Raw genomic sequence first — 17,652 nt, forward strand, 5'->3', positions numbered from 1 at the left:
TGTGAACCGGGGCGCACTCTGCGCCCCACCCGCAGGCCGGGTATGATCCCGGCCTGCCCCCTCGGCCCTGTGCCGCAATAAATTGGGGCGCCGATGCTCTCATTCGCGATGCGACGTCTGGTCCTGACGATCCCGACGCTTCTCTTCATCAGCTTTGTCATCTTCATGCTGCTGCAACTCGCCCCCGGCGATCCGATGGCCAACGTGCCGTTGACCGTCCCCGACGAGGTCAAGCAAAAGATGCGCGAGGCACTTGGCCTTGGCGAACCGCCTCTGGTGCAATACTGGAAATGGCTGGTTCAGATGTTCTGGGTCGAACCACAGGTCTTTATCGACTGGCTGTTTGGCACCAACATGACCGAAGGCGTCCAGCGCGTCATTTCCTGGCAGTCGCGGTCGCCGGTGATGGACATCATCATCCAGCGTATTCCGCAGACGCTGTGGGTTGTGGGCACCGCCTATGTCGTTGCCATCCTGATCGCCCTGCCCGTCGGCATCTATTCCGCTTACCGGCAATATTCGGTGTTTGATCAGGCCGGCACCTTTGTCACCATGATCGGCTTTTCGATCCCGCCCTTCTTTACCGGGCCCCTGCTGATCGTGATCTTCTCTGTCCAGCTAGGCTGGTTCCCGTCGATCTACGATACCACACTTCGGGTCACCGACTGGGCCAGCTTCAAGGTACAGCTGGGACAGATGATCATGCCGGTGCTTGTGCTGGCGTTGCAGATCACCGCCCAGCTGTCGCGGTACATGCGGGCCTCGACGCTGGACAACCTCAATCAGGACTATGTCCGCACCGCCCGCGCCAAGGGCCTGTCAGAGGCGATCGTTGTCAATGTACACGTTGTCCGCAACTCCATGATCCCGGTCGTCACCGTGATCGCGTTGGGGATTCCTGCAATTTTCGGCGGCGCCATTATCACCGAGAACGTGTTCAAGGTGAACGGTATCGGCCAGCTCCTGATCACCGCACTCAGCGCCAATGACCTGCCAATGGTCATGACACTGACCTTCATCTTTGCCGTGCTGATCGTTCTCTTCAACCTGATCGCTGACGTCCTCTACGGCCTGCTCGACCCGAGGATCCGCTATGACTGACAGCCCGCAAAACGATGTGATCGTCACCAAGGACGTGCCCTTGCAGGCCATCGAGGCGCTGCAGGACAAGGAACCGTCCAAGCCACCGCGATCGCGTGGCAAGGACGTCTGGGACCAGTTCAGGAAGCACAAGGGCGCGATGTTCGGCCTTGGCTTTCTGACCTTCATCACGCTGGCCGTGCTGATCGGTCCGTGGATCTATCAAGTCGATCCGCAAAAGATCGACATCCGCAACAAGGACTTTCGCCCGATCTATGTCGCGCTTTGGGATTCCGGGGCCAAGACCGGCTGGTTGAAGCCCTTTGGCTCGGACCAATTGGGGCGTGACCAACTGGCGCAGATGATCGCGGGCGGGCGCGCGTCGATGGCGGTCGGCTGGGCGGCGATGATCCTCAGCCTTGTGATCGGCACGGCCGTGGGCGTGGCCGCTGGCTTTTTCAAGCGGCTGGATGGGTTCCTGATGCGGACAACCGACCTGTTCCTGTCGCTGCCGATCCTTCCTCTAGTCCTGTTGGCGGTGACCCTGTTCCGACAACCGTTGCGAGCCAACTTTGGACCCGAGGGCGGCATGTTCATCCTGATCGTGACGATGATCGCCATCACCTCGTGGATGCCGACGGCGCGGATCGTGCGCGGCGATATCCTGGCCATCAAGGAGCGCGAATTCATTCTGGCGGCCCGGTCCATCGGCACCACTCCGCTCAAGATCATTCGCCGCCACCTGCTGCCCAACGTCCTGTCCCCGATCATGGTGTCGGCGGCGCTGGGTCTGGCAACGGCGATCATCACGGAATCGGCGCTGTCGTTCCTTGGCGTAGGTTTCCCGTCTGACTTTCCCACATGGGGCAAGATGCTGGCCGACGCCGTGGTCCGGATGGAGGAATTCCCCGAACGCGTCCTGCTGCCCGGCATCGCCATCTCGGTAACGGTTCTGTCGGTGAACTATGTTGGCGACGGGTTGCGCGATGCGCTGGACCCTCGAATCCGGGGCCGCTGATCAGCGACTCTCTTGCGAAACAGGACAAGGGCGGCCATCTATGGCCGCCCTTTTTCGTGTCTGAGGCGGCTGGAATAGCCAGATCCCCAAAAAAGGATAAGCCGGTGCCTGCCCTAGAGGTGCGCCGAACACGGCCTGTCGACGGGCGGCCTATGCGGTCAATCCATTCCGCCCCAGCCAGTCCTTTCAGGAAATCGTTCCATGGAGCATTCCGCGCCATAAGGGTCATGTGCTTGCCAAGCGCCCGACGCCGCCTCATTTGGAACAAAATTCCTGTTTCCGGAGGCTGACATGTTTGAATCGCTGGGTTTCGAAGACCTGACCGCACCGCAAGTGGTGGTCTGGTTCGCGCTCATTCTTGGGGTCGGCTTTGGCCTGCTGGCCGAACGTACCCGCTTTTGCCTGCGTCGCGGTCTTGTCGGTGAGGATCGCCGGGCCGCGTTGGGTGTCTGGCTGACCGCTCTTGCCTTTGCCCTGCTGGGCACGCAGGCCGCCGTGGCCATGGACTGGATCAGCTTTGGCGATCACCGCTTTCTGACATCTGACCTGCCGGTTGCCGCGATCCTGATCGGTGGCGTCCTGTTCGGCGCAGGCATGGTGCTGACCCGTGGCTGTGTTTCGCGGCTGACGGTCCTGACCGGGTCCGGCAACTTGCGGGCGCTGACCGTTCTGGCCGTCTTTGCCGTGGTCGCGCATGCAACGCTCAAGGGCGTGCTTGCGCCGATCCGCACCACGCTCGCCGAGGTGACGCTGCCGCTGGGTGAAACCACCAGCCTTGCCGCCCTGCCGGGCGGTGCCGCAGTCTGGACCGCGCTTCTGGCCGCAGCCGCCCTGGTCTATGCCGCGCGGTCGGGCAACCGCTGGCAGGCGCTGACCGGGGCCGTGCTGATCGGCCTGCTCGTCCCGCTTGGCTGGGTTGGCACCGGGTTCATCCTGTATGACGACTTTGACCCGATCGCGATGGAAAGCCTCGCCTTTACCTCGACTTGGTCGGACACGCTGTTCTGGACCGTTGCCTCGACCTCGATCCCCGCGGGCTTTGGCGTGGGACTTGTCGGTGGCGTCTTGCTGGGTGCGTTTGCCTCATCACTGGCCGCAGGCCGGTTCCAGTGGCAGAGCTTTTCCTCTCCGTCCGAGACTGGCCGATACCTTGCAGGCGCATCGCTGATGGGTGTCGGTGGCGTGCTGGCGGGCGGCTGCACGGTGGGCGCGGGCCTGTCCGGTGTGCCGACCCTCTCCATCGCCGCGCTGCTGGCGCTGGCGGCCATCGTCGCGGGCGCACTGCTGACCAACATGGTGCTGGCGGGTGCCCCGCGCGCCGCCTTGCACCCGGCAGAGTAGCCCCAGACTTCGCCCCCCCTTCGGGCAGGAGGGGAAAGAGGGCATTGCCCGCGCCACCACTCCCGGCGCAGGCGATGCCCTCTTTTTATTGTGTCGGACGCGTTGTCAGAGGCGCGCCGTCACAGGTCGGGTCCGCCACCCTCACCCTCGGCGTGATGACGGATGCGCCGGATCATCAAAAAGACCACCGCCACCACTGGCAGGGTCACAAGGGCGGTCAGCATCCCCTTGCTGATCCCCAATATTTCCCCGACCGGGTACAGGAGATACCCCGCCAGCGAAACAGCGTAGTAGCTGATCGCCACAACGGACAATCCTTCGACTGTCTTTTGCAGTTGCAGCTGCAATTCGGCGCGTTTGTTCATGCTTTCCAGCAACTGCTGGTTCTGCGCCGAACGTCCCACCTCGACCCGCGTGCGCAGAAGGTCGGCGGCGCGAGTCGCCCGGTGGGTCATGCTTTCCAGCCGCCTCTCGGCGCTTTTGACCGTGCGCATGGCCGGATCGTAACGGCGCATCATGAATTCGGAAAAGGTCTGCCGCCCCTGAAACCGTTCCTCGCGCAGCACCTCGATCCGCTGGCCTACAATGGCCTCATAGGCTCCCGTTGCCCCTAGCCGAAACGAGGTTCGCGCAGACAGGCTTTCCAGTTCCGCCGACACGTTGAGCAGGGATTTCAGGGTGTCTTCTTCCTGCCCGCCGTCTTCGGTCATGATCTGCATCAGGCGGGTCAATTCGGCGTCGATCTCGCCCAGCCGGGGTGAAATTTCGCGCACACGGGTAAACCCCAGCATCGACATCGCCTTGTAGGTCTCGATCTCGCACAACCGCTGCACGATGCGGCCAACGCGGCGCCGTCCGATCCCCTGCCGTACAAAGGCGGCAAAGCGCTGATGCCCGGCCGGATCAATGCGGAAATCCCCGGCGATCACCGCATCGCGGTCGATCACTTCGCTGACGGCAATGCTTTCCGGAACCATCCAGTCATTCAGGTTGCTGCTGATGTCCAGATTGGCAGTTGGCCGTTCCTCGATCCGGATCATGGCAGAGGTCACGCGCACCCCCGGTGCATTGTTGAGCCAGTCCGTTGGAAACACGTCGAAATCTGCGGGATCATAGGGCCGCTCACCCAGTCCCGACATAAAGACTGTGTAGGTCACAAATTCAGTGTGCTGTTCCCACTTGAGCATGTGCTGCCCGATCCGCCCCTGATAATGGGTCGCGCCGGGTTGGGGATGGGCCGTGCCGTGACGGTCCAGCAGATCAATCAGATGGATCAGATCCCGGCTGCGATCCCGCGAGGCCGCATCCCGGGGCTGCTTGATCGCAAGATAAATCGCCCGGCACGGCGCTGTCAGCGACGGAAAGGGACGCGCGTGCAGCTCATTGGCCAACTTGTAGCGCAGCGGGTGGTCCTGGATGGGTGGCATTGGACGGCTCCGGTCAGATGGCGCTATATGGAATGCTGCGCGTGCAAAGTAAAGACAAAAAGACACATGGTTTCAACACCTTATGTGGATACCACCGTATACCGTTCCGGCAAGGTGCCGTTACGGAAGGAAATTGAGGCGATCACGTCCCGGACCGAATATATCGGGTGGAACTGACATAGGCCTTGCGCGGACCATCGACCCGCCATTTCACCCGCCAGACCGGCCATCCTGCAAAGTCATACTCACCGTCATACTGATCGGGTGGACACCAATGGGCAACCGCGCCGCCCTGCGGCGGGATCTGGTGGAAAAAGCGCCCGTCCTCAAAGGACACGCTCAGATCTGCAGCCCAGCGATACCGGCGCTCTGCCAGAAACGGCCCCTGCCCCCCCAGCCAGACCTGTCCGGTTTCAGTATACAGCGCGCCGGTGCCCTCTGGCTGCCACTCTGCCGTGCCCTCAAACTGGCCCTCACTGCCGTCGTCCTGTCGGATGGACCGCGAAACATCCCACCTTCCAAGGAAATCTGCCAACGTTCGAAAGGTCACAGGCCCCTGCTGCCGTTCGGCATCGCACTGGCAAAGCTCCAAACTGTCGGGATCAGGGCAATCCGTCTCATCGCGTGCTCCTTGCAGGACATGTACAGCCATCGTAAAGGCAGCGCTTTGCCAGAGACAATGCACGAAAGGGTTTGCGCCATGATCCCCCGTTACTCCCGCCCCGAAATGGTGGCCATCTGGAGCCCAGAAACCAAGTTCCGCATCTGGTATGAGATCGAGGCCCACGCCTGCGATGCCCAGGCCGATCTGGGTGTGATCCCCAAGGCCAACGCCGAAGCGGTCTGGAAGGCCAAGGATGTCGAATTCGACGTCGCCCGCATCGATGAAATCGAGGCCGTGACCAAACACGACGTCATCGCCTTCCTGACCCATCTGGCAGAGATCATCGGAAACGATGAGGCGCGGTTTGTCCATCAGGGCATGACGTCTTCGGATGTGCTGGACACCTGTTTCAACGTGCAACTGGTGCGCGCGGCAGATATCCTGATCGCCGATTTACAGGGCTTGCTGGCCGCTCTGAAACGGCGCGCGCTGGAACACAAGGACACGATCCGCATTGGCCGGTCGCACGGCATCCACGCCGAACCCACTACCATGGGCCTGACCTTTGCCCGTTTCTACGCCGAGATGGACCGCAACCTGAGCCGGATGCGCGATGCGCGCTCCGAGATTGCCACCGGCGCGATTTCCGGGGCCGTCGGCACCTTTGCCAACATCGATCCCGCAGTCGAGGAACATGTCTGCGACAAGCTGGGTCTGGTGCCTGAACCGATCAGCACGCAGGTCATCCCGCGCGACCGCCATGCCGCGTTCTTTGCCACGCTGGGTGTGATCGCCTCTTCGGTTGAGAACATCGCCACAGAGATCCGCCACATGCAGCGCACCGAAGTGCTGGAGGCCGCAGAGTTCTTTTCGATGGGGCAAAAGGGATCATCCGCGATGCCGCACAAAAAGAACCCGGTGCTGACCGAAAACCTGACCGGCCTCGCGCGTCTGGTGCGCATGGCGGTTGTGCCGGCGATGGAGAACGTGACGCTCTGGCATGAGCGTGATATTTCGCACTCATCGGTGGAACGCAACATCGGCCCCGATACCACCATCACACTGGACTTTGCCCTGTCGCGCCTGACCAGCGTCATCGACAAGCTGTTGGTGTATCCGCAGAACATGCTGGACAACATGAACAAGTTTCCGGGTCTGGTGATGTCGCAGCGGGTGCTGTTAGCGCTGACGCAGGCTGGTGTCAGCCGCGAAGATGCCTACCGGCTGGTACAGCGCAACGCGATGAAGGTCTGGGATCACCGCACCGATTTCCGCGAAGAACTGCTGGCAGACGCAGAGGTACGCGCCGCCTTGTCCGAGAAAGAGATCAACGAGAAATTTGACCTTGGCTATCACACCAAACATGTCGATACGATCTTTGCCCGCGTCTTTGGCGACTAACTGACAAGGCCCGTCAAACAGGCGGGCCGAACACTTCCTTTCATCTGCGGTTCATCTTTCGCAACTTTGTTTTGGTCGGTTTCTGGTGGCGTGCTATCTTTTGGAATATTCGCAACAGGAGGACCTTGAAGATGACGCTGAAGACCCTTTTTGCGGCGGCCGCATTTGCCCTGTTCCCGGCGCTGGCGATTGCAGCCTGCTCTGACCACAGCGAACAGGCCATGACCTGCGCCGACGGCACCACCTACGATGCCACCAGCAAAACCTGCGTGGTGATGTCCGGCTGAACTGGCAAGCATCGCGCCTGTATCAACTCACGAAACCGGGCGGCTTAGCGGCGGCCCGATTTCATTTGCCGGACCCTACTGAGACGCGTCCGGTGCCAATCGGCCCCCCCGGCCCGCAGACGACCTCTGACATGGCCAAAAGCATTTCCTCTAGCTTGTCGAGTTCGTCGATGGCCTTTTGCGGGTCCCGCCGGGCCACACGCGCGCGCGACATGCGCAAGGTACGCAGCATCCGCGCCATGCCCGGTGCCAGATTTTCGCCCAGTTGATCGCCGAAGTCCGCCACCAATTGTGCCTTTTCGGTCGACCGCAGGATGTCGCGCTCTGCCAGAAAAGCACTGACCATATCCCATATGCTGCGCGTTGACAGTCGGTCCTTGGACAGCGCGGCGATGTCGGTGTCGAGGTTGCGCAGATCGTCCCCCGTCACGACGCAGATCACCGTGTCGGCCAATCGGCTGTAGGTCCGCAATTCCCTTGCGAATTCCGCACCAAGGCCGTCAGGCATGCGATTGTCGATCAGGATCAAGTCGGCGCTGCCCTGTTCAAGAAAGCTGCGCGCCTCGGTCAACGTGGAGCATTCGTACAGCCGCAGGTCAGGACGCTCGCGTCCGACGCATCGTTTGATCATGTGGCGATCAAACGTATCGTCATCAATCACGAGGCAGCTCGATACCGCATGCTCCGGAATGTCGCGCTGAACCGTCTGTTGCATCTTGATACCTCACCATTCGCACCAGCGGCCAACCTGCGCGACCGACCCTAACGGAGGATTAACTCCAGGTCGAAATTTATGAGCAATTGCAATCGTTTCTCCAGACCTTTTGCTGTGACGGGCTTAACGTGTCGGAAACCTTGTCTCGTTACCCCTGTCCTTCGTAGCGAACAATTTGGTCGAGAATTCCCGGATGTCAGCCCTTGCCGCCCTGCCCGCCCCAGCCGTCGTCCGCCCCGGCAAACAGCCTCTCAGCCGCAAGGCCAAGGCGGCCATCATCGTGCAGTTCTTGCTGAACGAAGGGGCTGATGTGCCGCTGTCTGCCCTGCCAGACGAATATCAGGCCGAACTGACGATGTTGCTGGGCAACATGCGGTATGTCGACCGAGAAACGCTGAATGCCGTGGTCGAAGAGTTCTCGAACGAACTCGAATCGGTTGGTCTTGCCTTTCCCGGCGACATGGCCGGCGCGTTGAATGCGCTGGATGGCAAGATCAACGCGCATACTGCCCATCGCCTGCGCAAGGAGGCGGGAGTGCGTCAGACCGGCGACCCGTGGCAGCGGATCAATGCTCTGGATGTGGACCGGCTTCGCGCACTAGTGACATCCGAAAGCACGGAAATCGCCGCCGTCATGATGTCCAAGATCGACGTCGGCAAGGCCGCGCAGGTGCTTGCCAAACTGCCAGGGGACAAGGCGCGGCGGATTTCCTACGCGGTCTCGATGACAACCGGCGTGACCCCTGACGCGGTTGATCGGATCGGGATCAGCCTTGCTGCCCAGATCGACGCTGAACCGCTCAAGGCCTTCAAGGCGCGCCCGGACGAACGGCTGGGTGCCATCCTGAACTATTCCAACACTGCCGTGCGTGAGGAATTGCTACAGAACCTTGAACAGGAAGATGCCGATTTCGCCGAAGCCGTGCGCAAGGCCATCTTTACCTTCGCCAATATTCCGGAGCGGCTGAACGCCATCGACGTGCCAAAGATCACCCGCGACGTGCCGCCCGACGCGCTTGCCACTGCCATGGCGGCGGCCTCGGCCGGATCGGATGAAGAACGGAAGGCGGTCGAATTCCTCTATGCCAACATGTCCAAACGCCTGGGCGAAAACATCCGCGAAGAGGCCGCCAATCTTGGTGAGGTCAAGGCCAGGATCGGTGAGGCCGCCATGTCCGCGGTCGTCAGCGCGATCCGCGATCTTGTCGCCGCCGGCGAGATCGAACTGGTCAGCCCAGAGGACGAGTGACATGGCCCTGTCCGGTCCCCCACAGGACCGGGACGGCACCACCCTCTTGCCGCCCGCAGCCATGCCGCTTAGGTACGGCGCACGCAGGTTTCGGGACGGAAAATGGGCAAGAGCAGCAAAAAGAAGGACGCGCCGGTGCACGGCGGATGGCGGGATCGCCTGTCCGACATGGCGCTGCGCGGCTTTATCGGAGCGGTCAACCTGCTGCCAGTGCGCCGCCGCCTTGCGTTTGTCGGCTGGGCCGTCCGGCGTGTCATTGCACGGCCTCTGGGCTGGTACGCGCGGGTCGAGGCCAATCTTGACCACGTCTGGCCCGACACTCCGCGCGATCGGAAGCGCGCCATCGCAGAGGCGGCGATCGACAATCTGGGCCGCGCATTGATCGAGAATTATGACCCGCAGGAAATGCTGCGCCGGGGAGCGGCCTATCCGGTGACAGGCCCCGGCCTGCCCGCGCTGGAGGCCGCCCGCAAGGACGGCCTTCCGGTGCTGCTGCTGTCCGGTCACTACGGTAATCCCGTCTGCGCGCGCTGCGCGCTGGTGGCACGAGGCATTCCGGTGGGCGGATTTCTACGCCCTTTGTCGAACCCCTATTCGAACGCCCGCTACATCCAGAATTACCGCGACGTGGCCGACCCTGTCTTTGTGCAAGGACGGCGCGGGCTGATGGATCTTCTCAAACACGTCCGCGACGGGGGCATTGCCGCCATGGCCTTTGATGTCTTCGAAAGCTCAGGCCCCGCCATCGACTTTCTGGGTCAGCCCGCGCCAACCACCCTGTCCCCCGCCGAGATCGCGCTGAAGACAAACGCCTTGCTGATCCCCTATTTCGGCATCCGACGCGCCGATGGCTATGGCTTTGATGCCGTCGTCGAAGAGCCGATACCGCACGGCGACGCGCTGGAGATGATGCGTGAGGCGACCCGCCGGCTGGAAGCACGGATCGAGGCCGATCCCGGACAATGGATGTGGACGCACAGGCGTTGGAAACCCAAGCGTCAGAAAAAGCGTCAGCGCAAGCGGGCTGCCGCCACGATGTGACCGTCGGCCGGGTCCTGAACCAACACAACCACCGGCGCGTCCGCGTCTATCATGACCGTGCCCTCATAGACGCCGCGCCCGTCCCAGCGCGCCACCACATCCCAACTATGCGCAATGTTGGTATAGGTCAGCGTGCGGCCCGCGTTTTCGCCCCGTGCAATCATCACCTGCTCTTGTGGCAGGTAGCGCACCACATGGATATCGCAGGGGCGCAGACCGCCCTGCGCCTCGGCACGGATGATGATGCTGTCGCCGTCTCGACTGACGTCCAGGTCCACATGGGACGGCATGGCTGCGTGTTTGCGGATCAGTTTGGTCAGTTTCATCGGACGCGAGCCGACCACATCATCAACGCCGTTGACCACCATCTGCGGCGTATAGATCATTTTCCAGCCGCCGGTGCGGGCATAGGCCTTTTGCCGCCCGGTAAAGGCATGTTGGGCAAATTCGTCTTTCCAGCCGATGTAGTCCCAGTAATCGACATGCAGGGCCAGCGGGATGACGTCGTCCCGCTCGCTCAACTCGGCGAGGATTTCGTCGGCGGGCGGGCAGGATGAACACCCCTGCGAGGTAAACAACTCGACCACGACAGGAGAGTCCTGAGCGGCAACCGCCCCGGCCAGCGTGATCCAACCCGCCGCCATGTATCCCGCAACTCTGTGCATGAAATCCAGCCTTTGTCCGTTATCCCCACTTCGGTCTATCCAAGCGCGTTCCCGAACACCAATCAAGGTTTTGGGATAAAGCGTGACAGAATGCGTCCCCGGCGACATGCAAGCCGGATAACACGGCCCAAAAGCCGATTGGCTGGGCATTGCCCGTCAAATTGTGTGCGATGGTATACAAAAACGACGCACCCCCCTTGATAGACTCACCGGGTTTCGGCATGAGAGGCGCAAGCAACCCCTTTTCGTCACCCCATCGGAGGCATTTCCCATGACCATCACCGTAGGCCATGACAGCGCAAAGACGCGCAAGACACTAAAGGTCGGCGGCCAGACCGTCGCCTATTACTCGATTCCCGCCGCAGAGGCTGCGGGCCTTGGCGACTTCTCCAAACTGCCTGCCGCGCTCAAGGTGGTGCTGGAGAACATGCTGCGTTTCGAGGACGGCAAGACCGTCACCGTCGACGACATCAAGGCGTTTTCCGACTGGGCCAAGAACGGCGGCAAGGGCGACCGTGAACTGGCGTACCGCCCGGCCCGCGTTTTGATGCAGGATTTCACCGGCGTTCCCGCCGTGGTTGACCTCGCCGCAATGCGCGACGGCATCAAGGCGCTGGGCGGCGACGCGCAAAAGATCAACCCGCTAAACCCGGTTGATCTGGTCATCGACCACTCTGTCATGATCGACGAGTTCGGCAACCCGCGCGCCTTTCAGATGAACGTCGACCGCGAATATGAGCGCAACATGGAGCGCTATACCTTTCTCAAATGGGGTCAGAACGCGTTCAACAACTTCCGCGTTGTGCCCCCGGGCACCGGCATCTGCCACCAGGTAAACCTGGAATACCTGTCGCAGACCGTCTGGACCGATACCGATCAGAACGGTGACATGGTCGCCTACCCTGACACGCTTGTCGGCACCGACAGCCACACCACCATGGTCAACGGTGCTGCCGTTCTGGGCTGGGGCGTCGGCGGCATCGAGGCCGAGGCCGCGATGCTGGGTCAGCCGATCTCGATGCTGATCCCCGAGGTTGTCGGCTTCAAGCTGACGGGCGCCATGATGGAAGGCACCACAGGCACCGACCTGGTGCTGAAAGTCGTGGAAATGCTGCGCGCCAAGGGCGTTGTCGGCAAGTTCGTGGAATTCTACGGCGAAGGACTGGACAAGCTGCCGCTGGCGGACCGCGCCACCATCGCCAACATGGCCCCGGAATACGGCGCCACCTGCGGTTTCTTCCCGATCGACGACGAAACCCTGCGCTACCTGACCAACACCGGCCGCGACAAGGATCGTATCGCGCTGGTCGAGGCATACGCCAAGGAAAACGGTTTCTGGCGCGGCGCGGACTATGCCCCGGTCTACACTGACACGCTTGAGCTGGACATGGGCACCATCGTTCCCGCCATCTCCGGCCCCAAGCGTCCGCAGGACTACGTCGCCCTGACCGCTGCGGCCTCGGCCTTTGAAAAGGTTGTCGCTGACTTCCGTGGCATCGACATTTCCGCCGACGCCAAGGACATGGCCGCCGAAGGACCCATCGCCACCAAGCAAGTCAACATCCACAAAAGCGCCTCGGTTGACGGCGAGGACTATGACCTGCGCGACGGGTCGGTTGTGATCGCCTCGATCACCTCGTGCACCAACACGTCGAACCCCTACGTCATGATCGGCGCGGGCCTTGTGGCCCGCAAGGCCGCCGCCCTTGGCCTGACGCGCAAGCCCTGGGTCAAGACCTCGCTGGCGCCCGGTTCGCAGGTTGTGTCCGCCTATCTGGAGGCCGCTGGCCTGCAAGAGGATCTGGACAAGATCGGCTTTAACCTTGTCGGCTACGGTTGCACCACCTGCATCGGCAACTCTGGTCCGCTGCAGCCCGAGATCTCGAAGGCGATCAACGACAACGACCTGATCGGCGTGTCGGTCCTGTCAGGCAACCGCAACTTCGAAGGTCGGATTTCACCCGATGTGCGCGCCAACTACCTTGCCTCGCCGCCGCTGGTTGTGGCCTATGCGCTGGCCGGTGACATGAACATCGACATTACCACCGAACCTCTGGCCCAGACGCCGGACGGCAAGGACGTCTACCTCAAGGACATCTGGCCGACCACGCAGGAAGTGGCCGACCTGGTGCAGGAAACCGTCACCCGTGAGGCGTTCCAGTCCAAATATGCCGACGTCTTCAAGGGCGACGAAAAATGGCAGGGCGTCGAGGTTCCTCAGGCCGAAACCTATGACTGGCCCGCGACCTCGACCTACATCCAGAACCCGCCGTATTTCCAAGGCATGGCCAAGGAAAAGGGGGAGATCACCAATATCGAAGGCGCGCGTGTTCTGGCCCTGCTGGGCGATATGATCACCACCGACCACATCTCTCCGGCCGGGTCTTTCAAGGACACCACCCCCGCCGGTCAGTATCTGGTCGAACGCCAGGTGCCCCAGCGCGAGTTCAACTCATACGGATCGCGTCGCGGCAACCATGAGGTCATGATGCGCGGCACCTTCGCCAACATCCGCATCAAGAACGAGATGCTGGACGGCGTCGAGGGCGGCTATTCCAAGGGCCCCGATGGCGCGCAGACCTCGATCTATGACGCGGCCATGGCCTACAAGGACGCCGGCACCCCGCTGGTGATCTTTGGCGGCGAACAGTACGGTGCGGGGTCCTCGCGCGACTGGGCGGCCAAGGGCACGGCCCTGCTGGGCGTCAAGGCGGTGATCGCGGAATCGTTTGAGCGTATCCACCGCTCCAACCTGGTCGGCATGGGCGTCATCCCGTTCGAGTTCACCGGCGGCGACACCCGCAAATCGCTGGGCCTGACCGGCGACGAGAGCGTCTCGATCTCGGGTCTGGACACGATCCAGCCGCTGCAAGAGGTGCCCTGCACCATCACCATGGCAGACGGCACAGTCAAAGAGATCACGCTGAAGTGCCGGATCGATACCGCCATCGAGGTGGAATACATCGAACACGGCGGCGTGCTGCACTACGTCCTGCGCAACCTGGCGCAAGAGTCGATCGCGGCCGAGTGAGCCGTTTGAATTGAGTGGGGAAAGGGCGCTTCGGCGCCCTTTTTCTATGCCCGGCCACATACGGCGCTGAGGTGCTTTTGCGCACCGCGCTTGACTTGGCGTTAACCATTGTCAAAGTCGTTGCCCAGACATTCAGTCTTGGGGGACAAGCCATCATGCCTACATCATTCAATTTTGAATCGCAGGTCGGCATAGGCCCCAAGAACACCCCGGCTGTCGCCGATCCCACCAACATCGATGTCGAAATAACCGCCGTGGTGGACGACGGTTCGATCCTGCCCGGCGATGACATCACCCTGACGCAACTTGACTTCTTCCCTCCGCCCGAGTGGATCGCTGCGGGCCTGACCCCGGTAAACCAGGGGCCCGATCCCATGGGGTCCGGCTTGGACGTCTACACCGCCAATGCCTATTATTATGGAACGCGGGATTTCTTTTCGTCCACCGGCAACCAGACAGGGTTCATTTTCGGGGCGGATCCGTTTTTTTTCAACGAGTTCGAATTCCTGATTCTTTTCGACAACAACTTTGACTTTTCCGGCGCGGATTCCGTTCTGGTGAACGAGATTGAAAGCTGGAACCAGTTCTCAACCAACTTGGCTCTGGTCTCTCAACCTGCCTGCTTTCTTGCCGGAACAGCCATCGCAACACCTGAGGGCACATGCGCCGTCGAAGACCTGCAGATCGGCCAGATCATCCTGACCGCAGATGGCACTGCGGTGCCCGTTAGATGGATCGGCAGACAGATCGTGGACAGCCGGTTCTCCAGCGGCAAGGCACATCCCGTCCGTTTCCGCGCCGGGGCGCTTGGCGATGGCCTGCCGCTTGCCGACCTGACCATCACCGCCGACCACGGCATGATCCTCGATGGGTTGGTGATCAACGCCTCGGCGCTGATCAACGGCACAACCATCGACTGGGTGCCGCTGGCCGATCTGCCTGCGCAATTCACGGTCTACCACATCGAGACAGAGGTGCATGACGTGATCCTCGCCAATGGCGCGCCGTCAGAGACCTTTATCGATTACCGTGATCGCCGCGCCTTTGACAATTACCACCAATACCTTGCCCTGTACGGCTGTGAGCGCATCATCCCCGAGATGCCCAGCCCGCGCATTTCCAGCGCACGCATGCTGCCGATGGCGATCCGCGACCGGATCAAGATCGGTGGACACCTGCAGAACCGTGCGGCAACAGCTTAGGACAAACCACAGCACCGCGCCACTGCATCCGGAACACGACCAAGTGGTCAACGCGATACCCGCGCCCGCCCGCCAACTGGCGCGGAAACCCTGGTTCGCGGGTGGCTGAGCACGCCCGTTTTCTATTGAAATTTAACGAATTCTTCGCCTATCAAAGACGACCCGAACGGATTTCACGCAACCAGAGACCAATTTATAGGGGCGACAATGGGCAGTTTTTCGGCAACACACGCCATTACATACAACAGCGGTAACTTTGTCAGCCCAGTACAGGGCTTCACCGATACCATTACCGATGGCGATGCGGATACGACGTTCGAAACCGGCGACAGCTATTTTGCTGCCAGCATCGGCGATACATTGGTCTATCAGGGCACTGCCGTCGTGGATGGCGTGACTTGGCCGGTGTTTTCCTACCAGTCGTTTCCCTCCTTCTTCACCATCATCATGGATCAGGCACCGGTCGCCGTCCCGCCAACACTGGGACCAGTATTTACGTCTGGCGATACCTTCAACAACGCCTGTTTCGCGGCAGGCACGCAGATTTCCACCCCGTCAGGCGATGTCGCTGTCGAGACGCTGAAAATCGGTGACAGAATCCTGACTGCCGATGGACGCGACATTGCCGTGAAATGGCTGGGGCATCTCAGCTACAAGCCGATGCTTTGTTCTGCGGCACACTTGCCTGTGCGCCTCCGCGCCGGGGCCTTGGGCAATGACCTGCCCCACAGCGACCTGACCGTGACCGCCGATCACGGCATGGTGCTGGACGGACTGGTGATCAATGCCTCGGCTTTGGTGAACGGCAGCACCATCGATTGGGCTCCCCTTGTCGACTTGCCCGACACGTTCACCGTCTACCATGTCGAGACCGAAAACCACGATGTGATCCTGGCCAATGGCGCACCGTCAGAAACCTTCATCGACTACCGCGACCGCCGCGCCTTTGACAATTTTGACGAATATCTCAAACTCTACGGCTGCGAGCGGATCATCCCCGAGATGCTCAAACCACGGATCTCGTCGCAAAGGCACATGCCTGCACCCTTGCGCACACGGCTGAACATAGCACGTGCTACGGGCCACAGATCGGTCGCCTGACCGACTGTTCAGGCCCCGCACGGTTTCCCCAACCCCAGTTCGTTGACGGATTGCAACGGGCAAGGGTAAGCTTGGTTCATTTCCTGACGTCGAGGCCGTGCTACGCGAGACGCATTGCACGACGTCCCAGTGACCGGGGGGACTTTTCCGATGGCTGCAACCACTTCCGAAATCGACGGGATCGTCATCAATGAGGTCAGCCTGAATACAGGCGCCTTCGACACCAACAACGACGGCGCGACGACCGGCGATTCCGACGACGAATTCATCGAACTGCACAACACCTCCGGCTCGCCGGTAGATATATCGGGGTGGAGCCTGTGGGACGAAAACGCCCTCAACCATCTGTTCCCGGCAGGGACAATCATCCCTGCCGGCGGATACCTGACGGTCATTGGCGGGACAGCCGGGGATACCCCTCTTTTCTCGAGCTACCAGTTCTCCAGCACCAGCACGGTGTATTACGGCAGTTCGGATTTCGTTCAGCTCTACAATCCCACGTCCGGTGAATTCATTCGGCTTCAGGTCAACAACGATTTCTCGACACCGGTCACCCCCAGTGGCGGGGCAGCCGCGGTTCAGGTAGGCACCACGGAAAGCGCAGTGCACGACCCCTTCGCCAGCACCTCGGCGCAGCGATCACCCGACGGGGATGAAACCTGGGTCGAAGGCGCGCCCACCCCTAGCGCGACCAATTGCTTTGCGGCGGGTACCTTGATCGCGACTGATACGGGCGAGGTTCCGGTCGAGTCGCTGCACATCGGGGACGAGGTTTTGACGGCGGACGGGCGGCGCGTTCCAGTCAAATGGCTCGCGAGACAATCCCTGCCAAGGCAGGTCATGCGCCTTGCATCCCATCTTGTCCGCATCCGCGCCGGTGCCTTGGGCGACGGCCTGCCTTACAGCGACCTGACCGTGACCGCCGATCACGGCATGATCCTTGACGGCCATGTGATCAATGCCTCGGCCCTGGTGAACGGATCGACGATTGACTGGGTGCCGATGCGGGAATTGCCCGACACGTTCACCGTCTACCATGTCGAGACCGAACACCATGACGTGATCCTCGCCAATGGCGCGCCGGCCGAAACCTTCATCGACTACCGCGACCGTCGCGCCTTTGACAACTATCAACCCGCAATATTCACCGGCGGTCCGTGTGCGGTGTGATTTCGGGGCGCGGTCGGGTTTCTTGACCTTGCGTGTGGCAGGAAGGGCGATCACGCTGCCGACGTTCGCGTCATACGTGTGGGTGGATGTGTTCGCGGCGCTTTCGGGCGAACGCGGTGATGCATCCGCACACGGCGTTGAACGCCACCGGGATCGGTGGCGACGGTCGGGAAGCGCGGTCATACAGGCGGTTCGGATCAGGGGCCGGCCCAATGCATCCTGATGATTGTCGGCCATAGCATAGACCAGAAAGGCGCGGCGCTGCTTGCAAGCGCGAGCGTCATCCGGCGGCCGGAGAGAATGATCCGGGCGCCGGCACG

At 61.4% G+C, this 17,652-nt stretch carries 15 protein-coding genes; 11 read left to right on the forward strand and 4 right to left on the reverse strand.

Translation table 11 applies throughout. The features are described 5' to 3' along the window. Positions 1 to 93 precede the first annotated feature (93 nt). The 3 genes from CHB90_RS14040 (at position 94) to CHB90_RS14050 (ending at position 3,439) form a co-directional block, all read left to right on the forward strand. A complete protein-coding gene (locus CHB90_RS14040; protein WP_089278502.1) occupies positions 94 to 1,101 on the forward strand; it encodes an ABC transporter permease in 1,008 nt (335 codons plus the stop codon). Further along, positions 1,094 to 2,098, forward strand: coding sequence for an ABC transporter permease (locus CHB90_RS14045; protein WP_089278503.1), 1,005 nt, complete (start codon positions 1,094 to 1,096; stop codon positions 2,096 to 2,098). Before CHB90_RS14040 ends, CHB90_RS14045 begins: the two co-directional genes overlap by 8 nt. A gap of 291 nt (positions 2,099 to 2,389) precedes the next feature. Next, positions 2,390 to 3,439 (forward strand): YeeE/YedE family protein, encoded by a 1,050-nt coding sequence (locus CHB90_RS14050; protein WP_089278504.1) that lies wholly within the window; start codon positions 2,390 to 2,392, stop codon positions 3,437 to 3,439. A 119-nt stretch (positions 3,440 to 3,558) separates the two neighbouring features. On the opposite strand, the gene CHB90_RS14055 is transcribed toward CHB90_RS14050, so the two are convergent. Together CHB90_RS14055 and CHB90_RS14060 are read right to left on the reverse strand one after the other, a co-directional pair. Beyond that, entirely contained in the window at positions 3,559 to 4,866 is a 1,308-nt protein-coding gene (locus CHB90_RS14055) for a DUF3422 family protein (protein ID WP_089278505.1), read from the reverse strand. Positions 4,867 to 5,008: 142 nt separating this feature from the next. After that, a complete protein-coding gene (locus CHB90_RS14060; RefSeq protein ID WP_342744959.1) occupies positions 5,009 to 5,518 on the reverse strand; it encodes a DUF6314 family protein in 510 nt (169 codons plus the stop codon). A 48-nt stretch (positions 5,519 to 5,566) separates the two neighbouring features. On the opposite strand from CHB90_RS14060, the gene purB reads away from it, so the two are divergent. Both purB and CHB90_RS14070 read left to right on the forward strand, forming a co-directional pair. Then, positions 5,567 to 6,871 carry an adenylosuccinate lyase gene (purB, locus tag CHB90_RS14065; protein ID WP_089278506.1) on the forward strand — a complete coding sequence of 435 codons (1,305 nt, stop codon included), beginning with the start codon at positions 5,567 to 5,569 and terminating at the stop codon, positions 6,869 to 6,871. Positions 6,872 to 7,002: 131 nt separating this feature from the next. Continuing rightward, positions 7,003 to 7,158, forward strand: a complete 156-nt coding sequence (locus CHB90_RS14070; RefSeq protein ID WP_089278507.1) for a chitin-binding domain-containing protein — start codon at positions 7,003 to 7,005, stop codon at positions 7,156 to 7,158. Positions 7,159 to 7,219: 61 nt separating this feature from the next. Here the strand turns inward: CHB90_RS14070 and CHB90_RS14075 are convergent, their stop codons facing one another. Next, positions 7,220 to 7,873, reverse strand: coding sequence for a response regulator (locus CHB90_RS14075; protein WP_089278508.1), 654 nt, complete (start codon positions 7,871 to 7,873; stop codon positions 7,220 to 7,222). A gap of 193 nt (positions 7,874 to 8,066) precedes the next feature. On the opposite strand from CHB90_RS14075, the gene CHB90_RS14080 reads away from it, so the two are divergent. Both CHB90_RS14080 and CHB90_RS14085 read left to right on the forward strand, forming a co-directional pair. Then, positions 8,067 to 9,122, forward strand: a complete 1,056-nt coding sequence (locus CHB90_RS14080; protein ID WP_089278509.1) for a flagellar motor switch protein FliG — start codon at positions 8,067 to 8,069, stop codon at positions 9,120 to 9,122. Between the two features lie 102 nt (positions 9,123 to 9,224). After that, positions 9,225 to 10,163: a lysophospholipid acyltransferase family protein gene (locus CHB90_RS14085; protein WP_089278510.1), complete on the forward strand. Its 939-nt coding sequence runs from the start codon at positions 9,225 to 9,227 to the stop codon at positions 10,161 to 10,163. Here CHB90_RS14085 and CHB90_RS14090 read toward each other — a convergent pair. Beyond that, the gene (locus CHB90_RS14090) at positions 10,133 to 10,828 is read right to left on the reverse strand and encodes a DUF1223 domain-containing protein (protein ID WP_089278511.1); all 696 of its coding nucleotides are present in this window, start codon (positions 10,826 to 10,828) and stop codon (positions 10,133 to 10,135) included. The two genes, CHB90_RS14085 and CHB90_RS14090, sit on opposite strands and share 31 nt — an antisense overlap. A 271-nt stretch (positions 10,829 to 11,099) precedes the next feature. On the opposite strand from CHB90_RS14090, the gene acnA reads away from it, so the two are divergent. The 4 genes from acnA (at position 11,100) to CHB90_RS14110 (ending at position 17,332) form a co-directional block, all read left to right on the forward strand. After that, entirely contained in the window at positions 11,100 to 13,859 is a 2,760-nt protein-coding gene (gene acnA, locus CHB90_RS14095; RefSeq protein ID WP_089278512.1) for an aconitate hydratase AcnA, read from the forward strand. Positions 13,860 to 14,014: 155 nt separating this feature from the next. Further along, a complete protein-coding gene (locus CHB90_RS14100) occupies positions 14,015 to 15,061 on the forward strand; it encodes a Hint domain-containing protein (RefSeq protein WP_245823249.1) in 1,047 nt (348 codons plus the stop codon). Between the two features lie 207 nt (positions 15,062 to 15,268). Beyond that, positions 15,269 to 16,162: a Hint domain-containing protein gene (locus CHB90_RS14105; protein WP_089278513.1), complete on the forward strand. Its 894-nt coding sequence runs from the start codon at positions 15,269 to 15,271 to the stop codon at positions 16,160 to 16,162. Between the two features lie 150 nt (positions 16,163 to 16,312). Next, positions 16,313 to 17,332, forward strand: a complete 1,020-nt coding sequence (locus CHB90_RS14110; RefSeq protein ID WP_089278514.1) for a Hint domain-containing protein — start codon at positions 16,313 to 16,315, stop codon at positions 17,330 to 17,332. Positions 17,333 to 17,652 lie beyond the last annotated feature (320 nt).

Origin of the sequence: Antarctobacter heliothermus, assembly GCF_900188425.1 — a bacterium.
GTDB lineage: Bacteria > Pseudomonadota > Alphaproteobacteria > Rhodobacterales > Rhodobacteraceae > Antarctobacter > Antarctobacter heliothermus.

Excerpts from the sequence above, each read along its gene's own strand:
- CHB90_RS14040 (WP_089278502.1), top strand. The coding sequence starts at position 94 with ATGCTCTCATTCGCGATGCGACGTCTGGTCCTGACGATCCCGACGCTT.
- CHB90_RS14045 (WP_089278503.1), top strand. The coding sequence starts at position 1,094 with ATGACTGACAGCCCGCAAAACGATGTGATCGTCACCAAGGACGTGCCC.
- CHB90_RS14050 (WP_089278504.1), top strand. The coding sequence starts at position 2,390 with ATGTTTGAATCGCTGGGTTTCGAAGACCTGACCGCACCGCAAGTGGTG.
- CHB90_RS14055 (WP_089278505.1), bottom strand. The coding sequence starts at position 4,866 with ATGCCACCCATCCAGGACCACCCGCTGCGCTACAAGTTGGCCAATGAG.
- CHB90_RS14060 (WP_342744959.1), bottom strand. The coding sequence starts at position 5,518 with ATGGCTGTACATGTCCTGCAAGGAGCACGCGATGAGACGGATTGCCCT.
- purB (WP_089278506.1), top strand. The coding sequence starts at position 5,567 with ATGATCCCCCGTTACTCCCGCCCCGAAATGGTGGCCATCTGGAGCCCA.
- CHB90_RS14070 (WP_089278507.1), top strand. The coding sequence starts at position 7,003 with ATGACGCTGAAGACCCTTTTTGCGGCGGCCGCATTTGCCCTGTTCCCG.
- CHB90_RS14075 (WP_089278508.1), bottom strand. The coding sequence starts at position 7,873 with ATGCAACAGACGGTTCAGCGCGACATTCCGGAGCATGCGGTATCGAGC.
- CHB90_RS14080 (WP_089278509.1), top strand. The coding sequence starts at position 8,067 with ATGTCAGCCCTTGCCGCCCTGCCCGCCCCAGCCGTCGTCCGCCCCGGC.
- CHB90_RS14085 (WP_089278510.1), top strand. The coding sequence starts at position 9,225 with ATGGGCAAGAGCAGCAAAAAGAAGGACGCGCCGGTGCACGGCGGATGG.
- CHB90_RS14090 (WP_089278511.1), bottom strand. The coding sequence starts at position 10,828 with ATGCACAGAGTTGCGGGATACATGGCGGCGGGTTGGATCACGCTGGCC.
- acnA (WP_089278512.1), top strand. The coding sequence starts at position 11,100 with ATGACCATCACCGTAGGCCATGACAGCGCAAAGACGCGCAAGACACTA.
- CHB90_RS14100 (WP_245823249.1), top strand. The coding sequence starts at position 14,015 with ATGCCTACATCATTCAATTTTGAATCGCAGGTCGGCATAGGCCCCAAG.
- CHB90_RS14105 (WP_089278513.1), top strand. The coding sequence starts at position 15,269 with ATGGGCAGTTTTTCGGCAACACACGCCATTACATACAACAGCGGTAAC.
- CHB90_RS14110 (WP_089278514.1), top strand. The coding sequence starts at position 16,313 with ATGGCTGCAACCACTTCCGAAATCGACGGGATCGTCATCAATGAGGTC.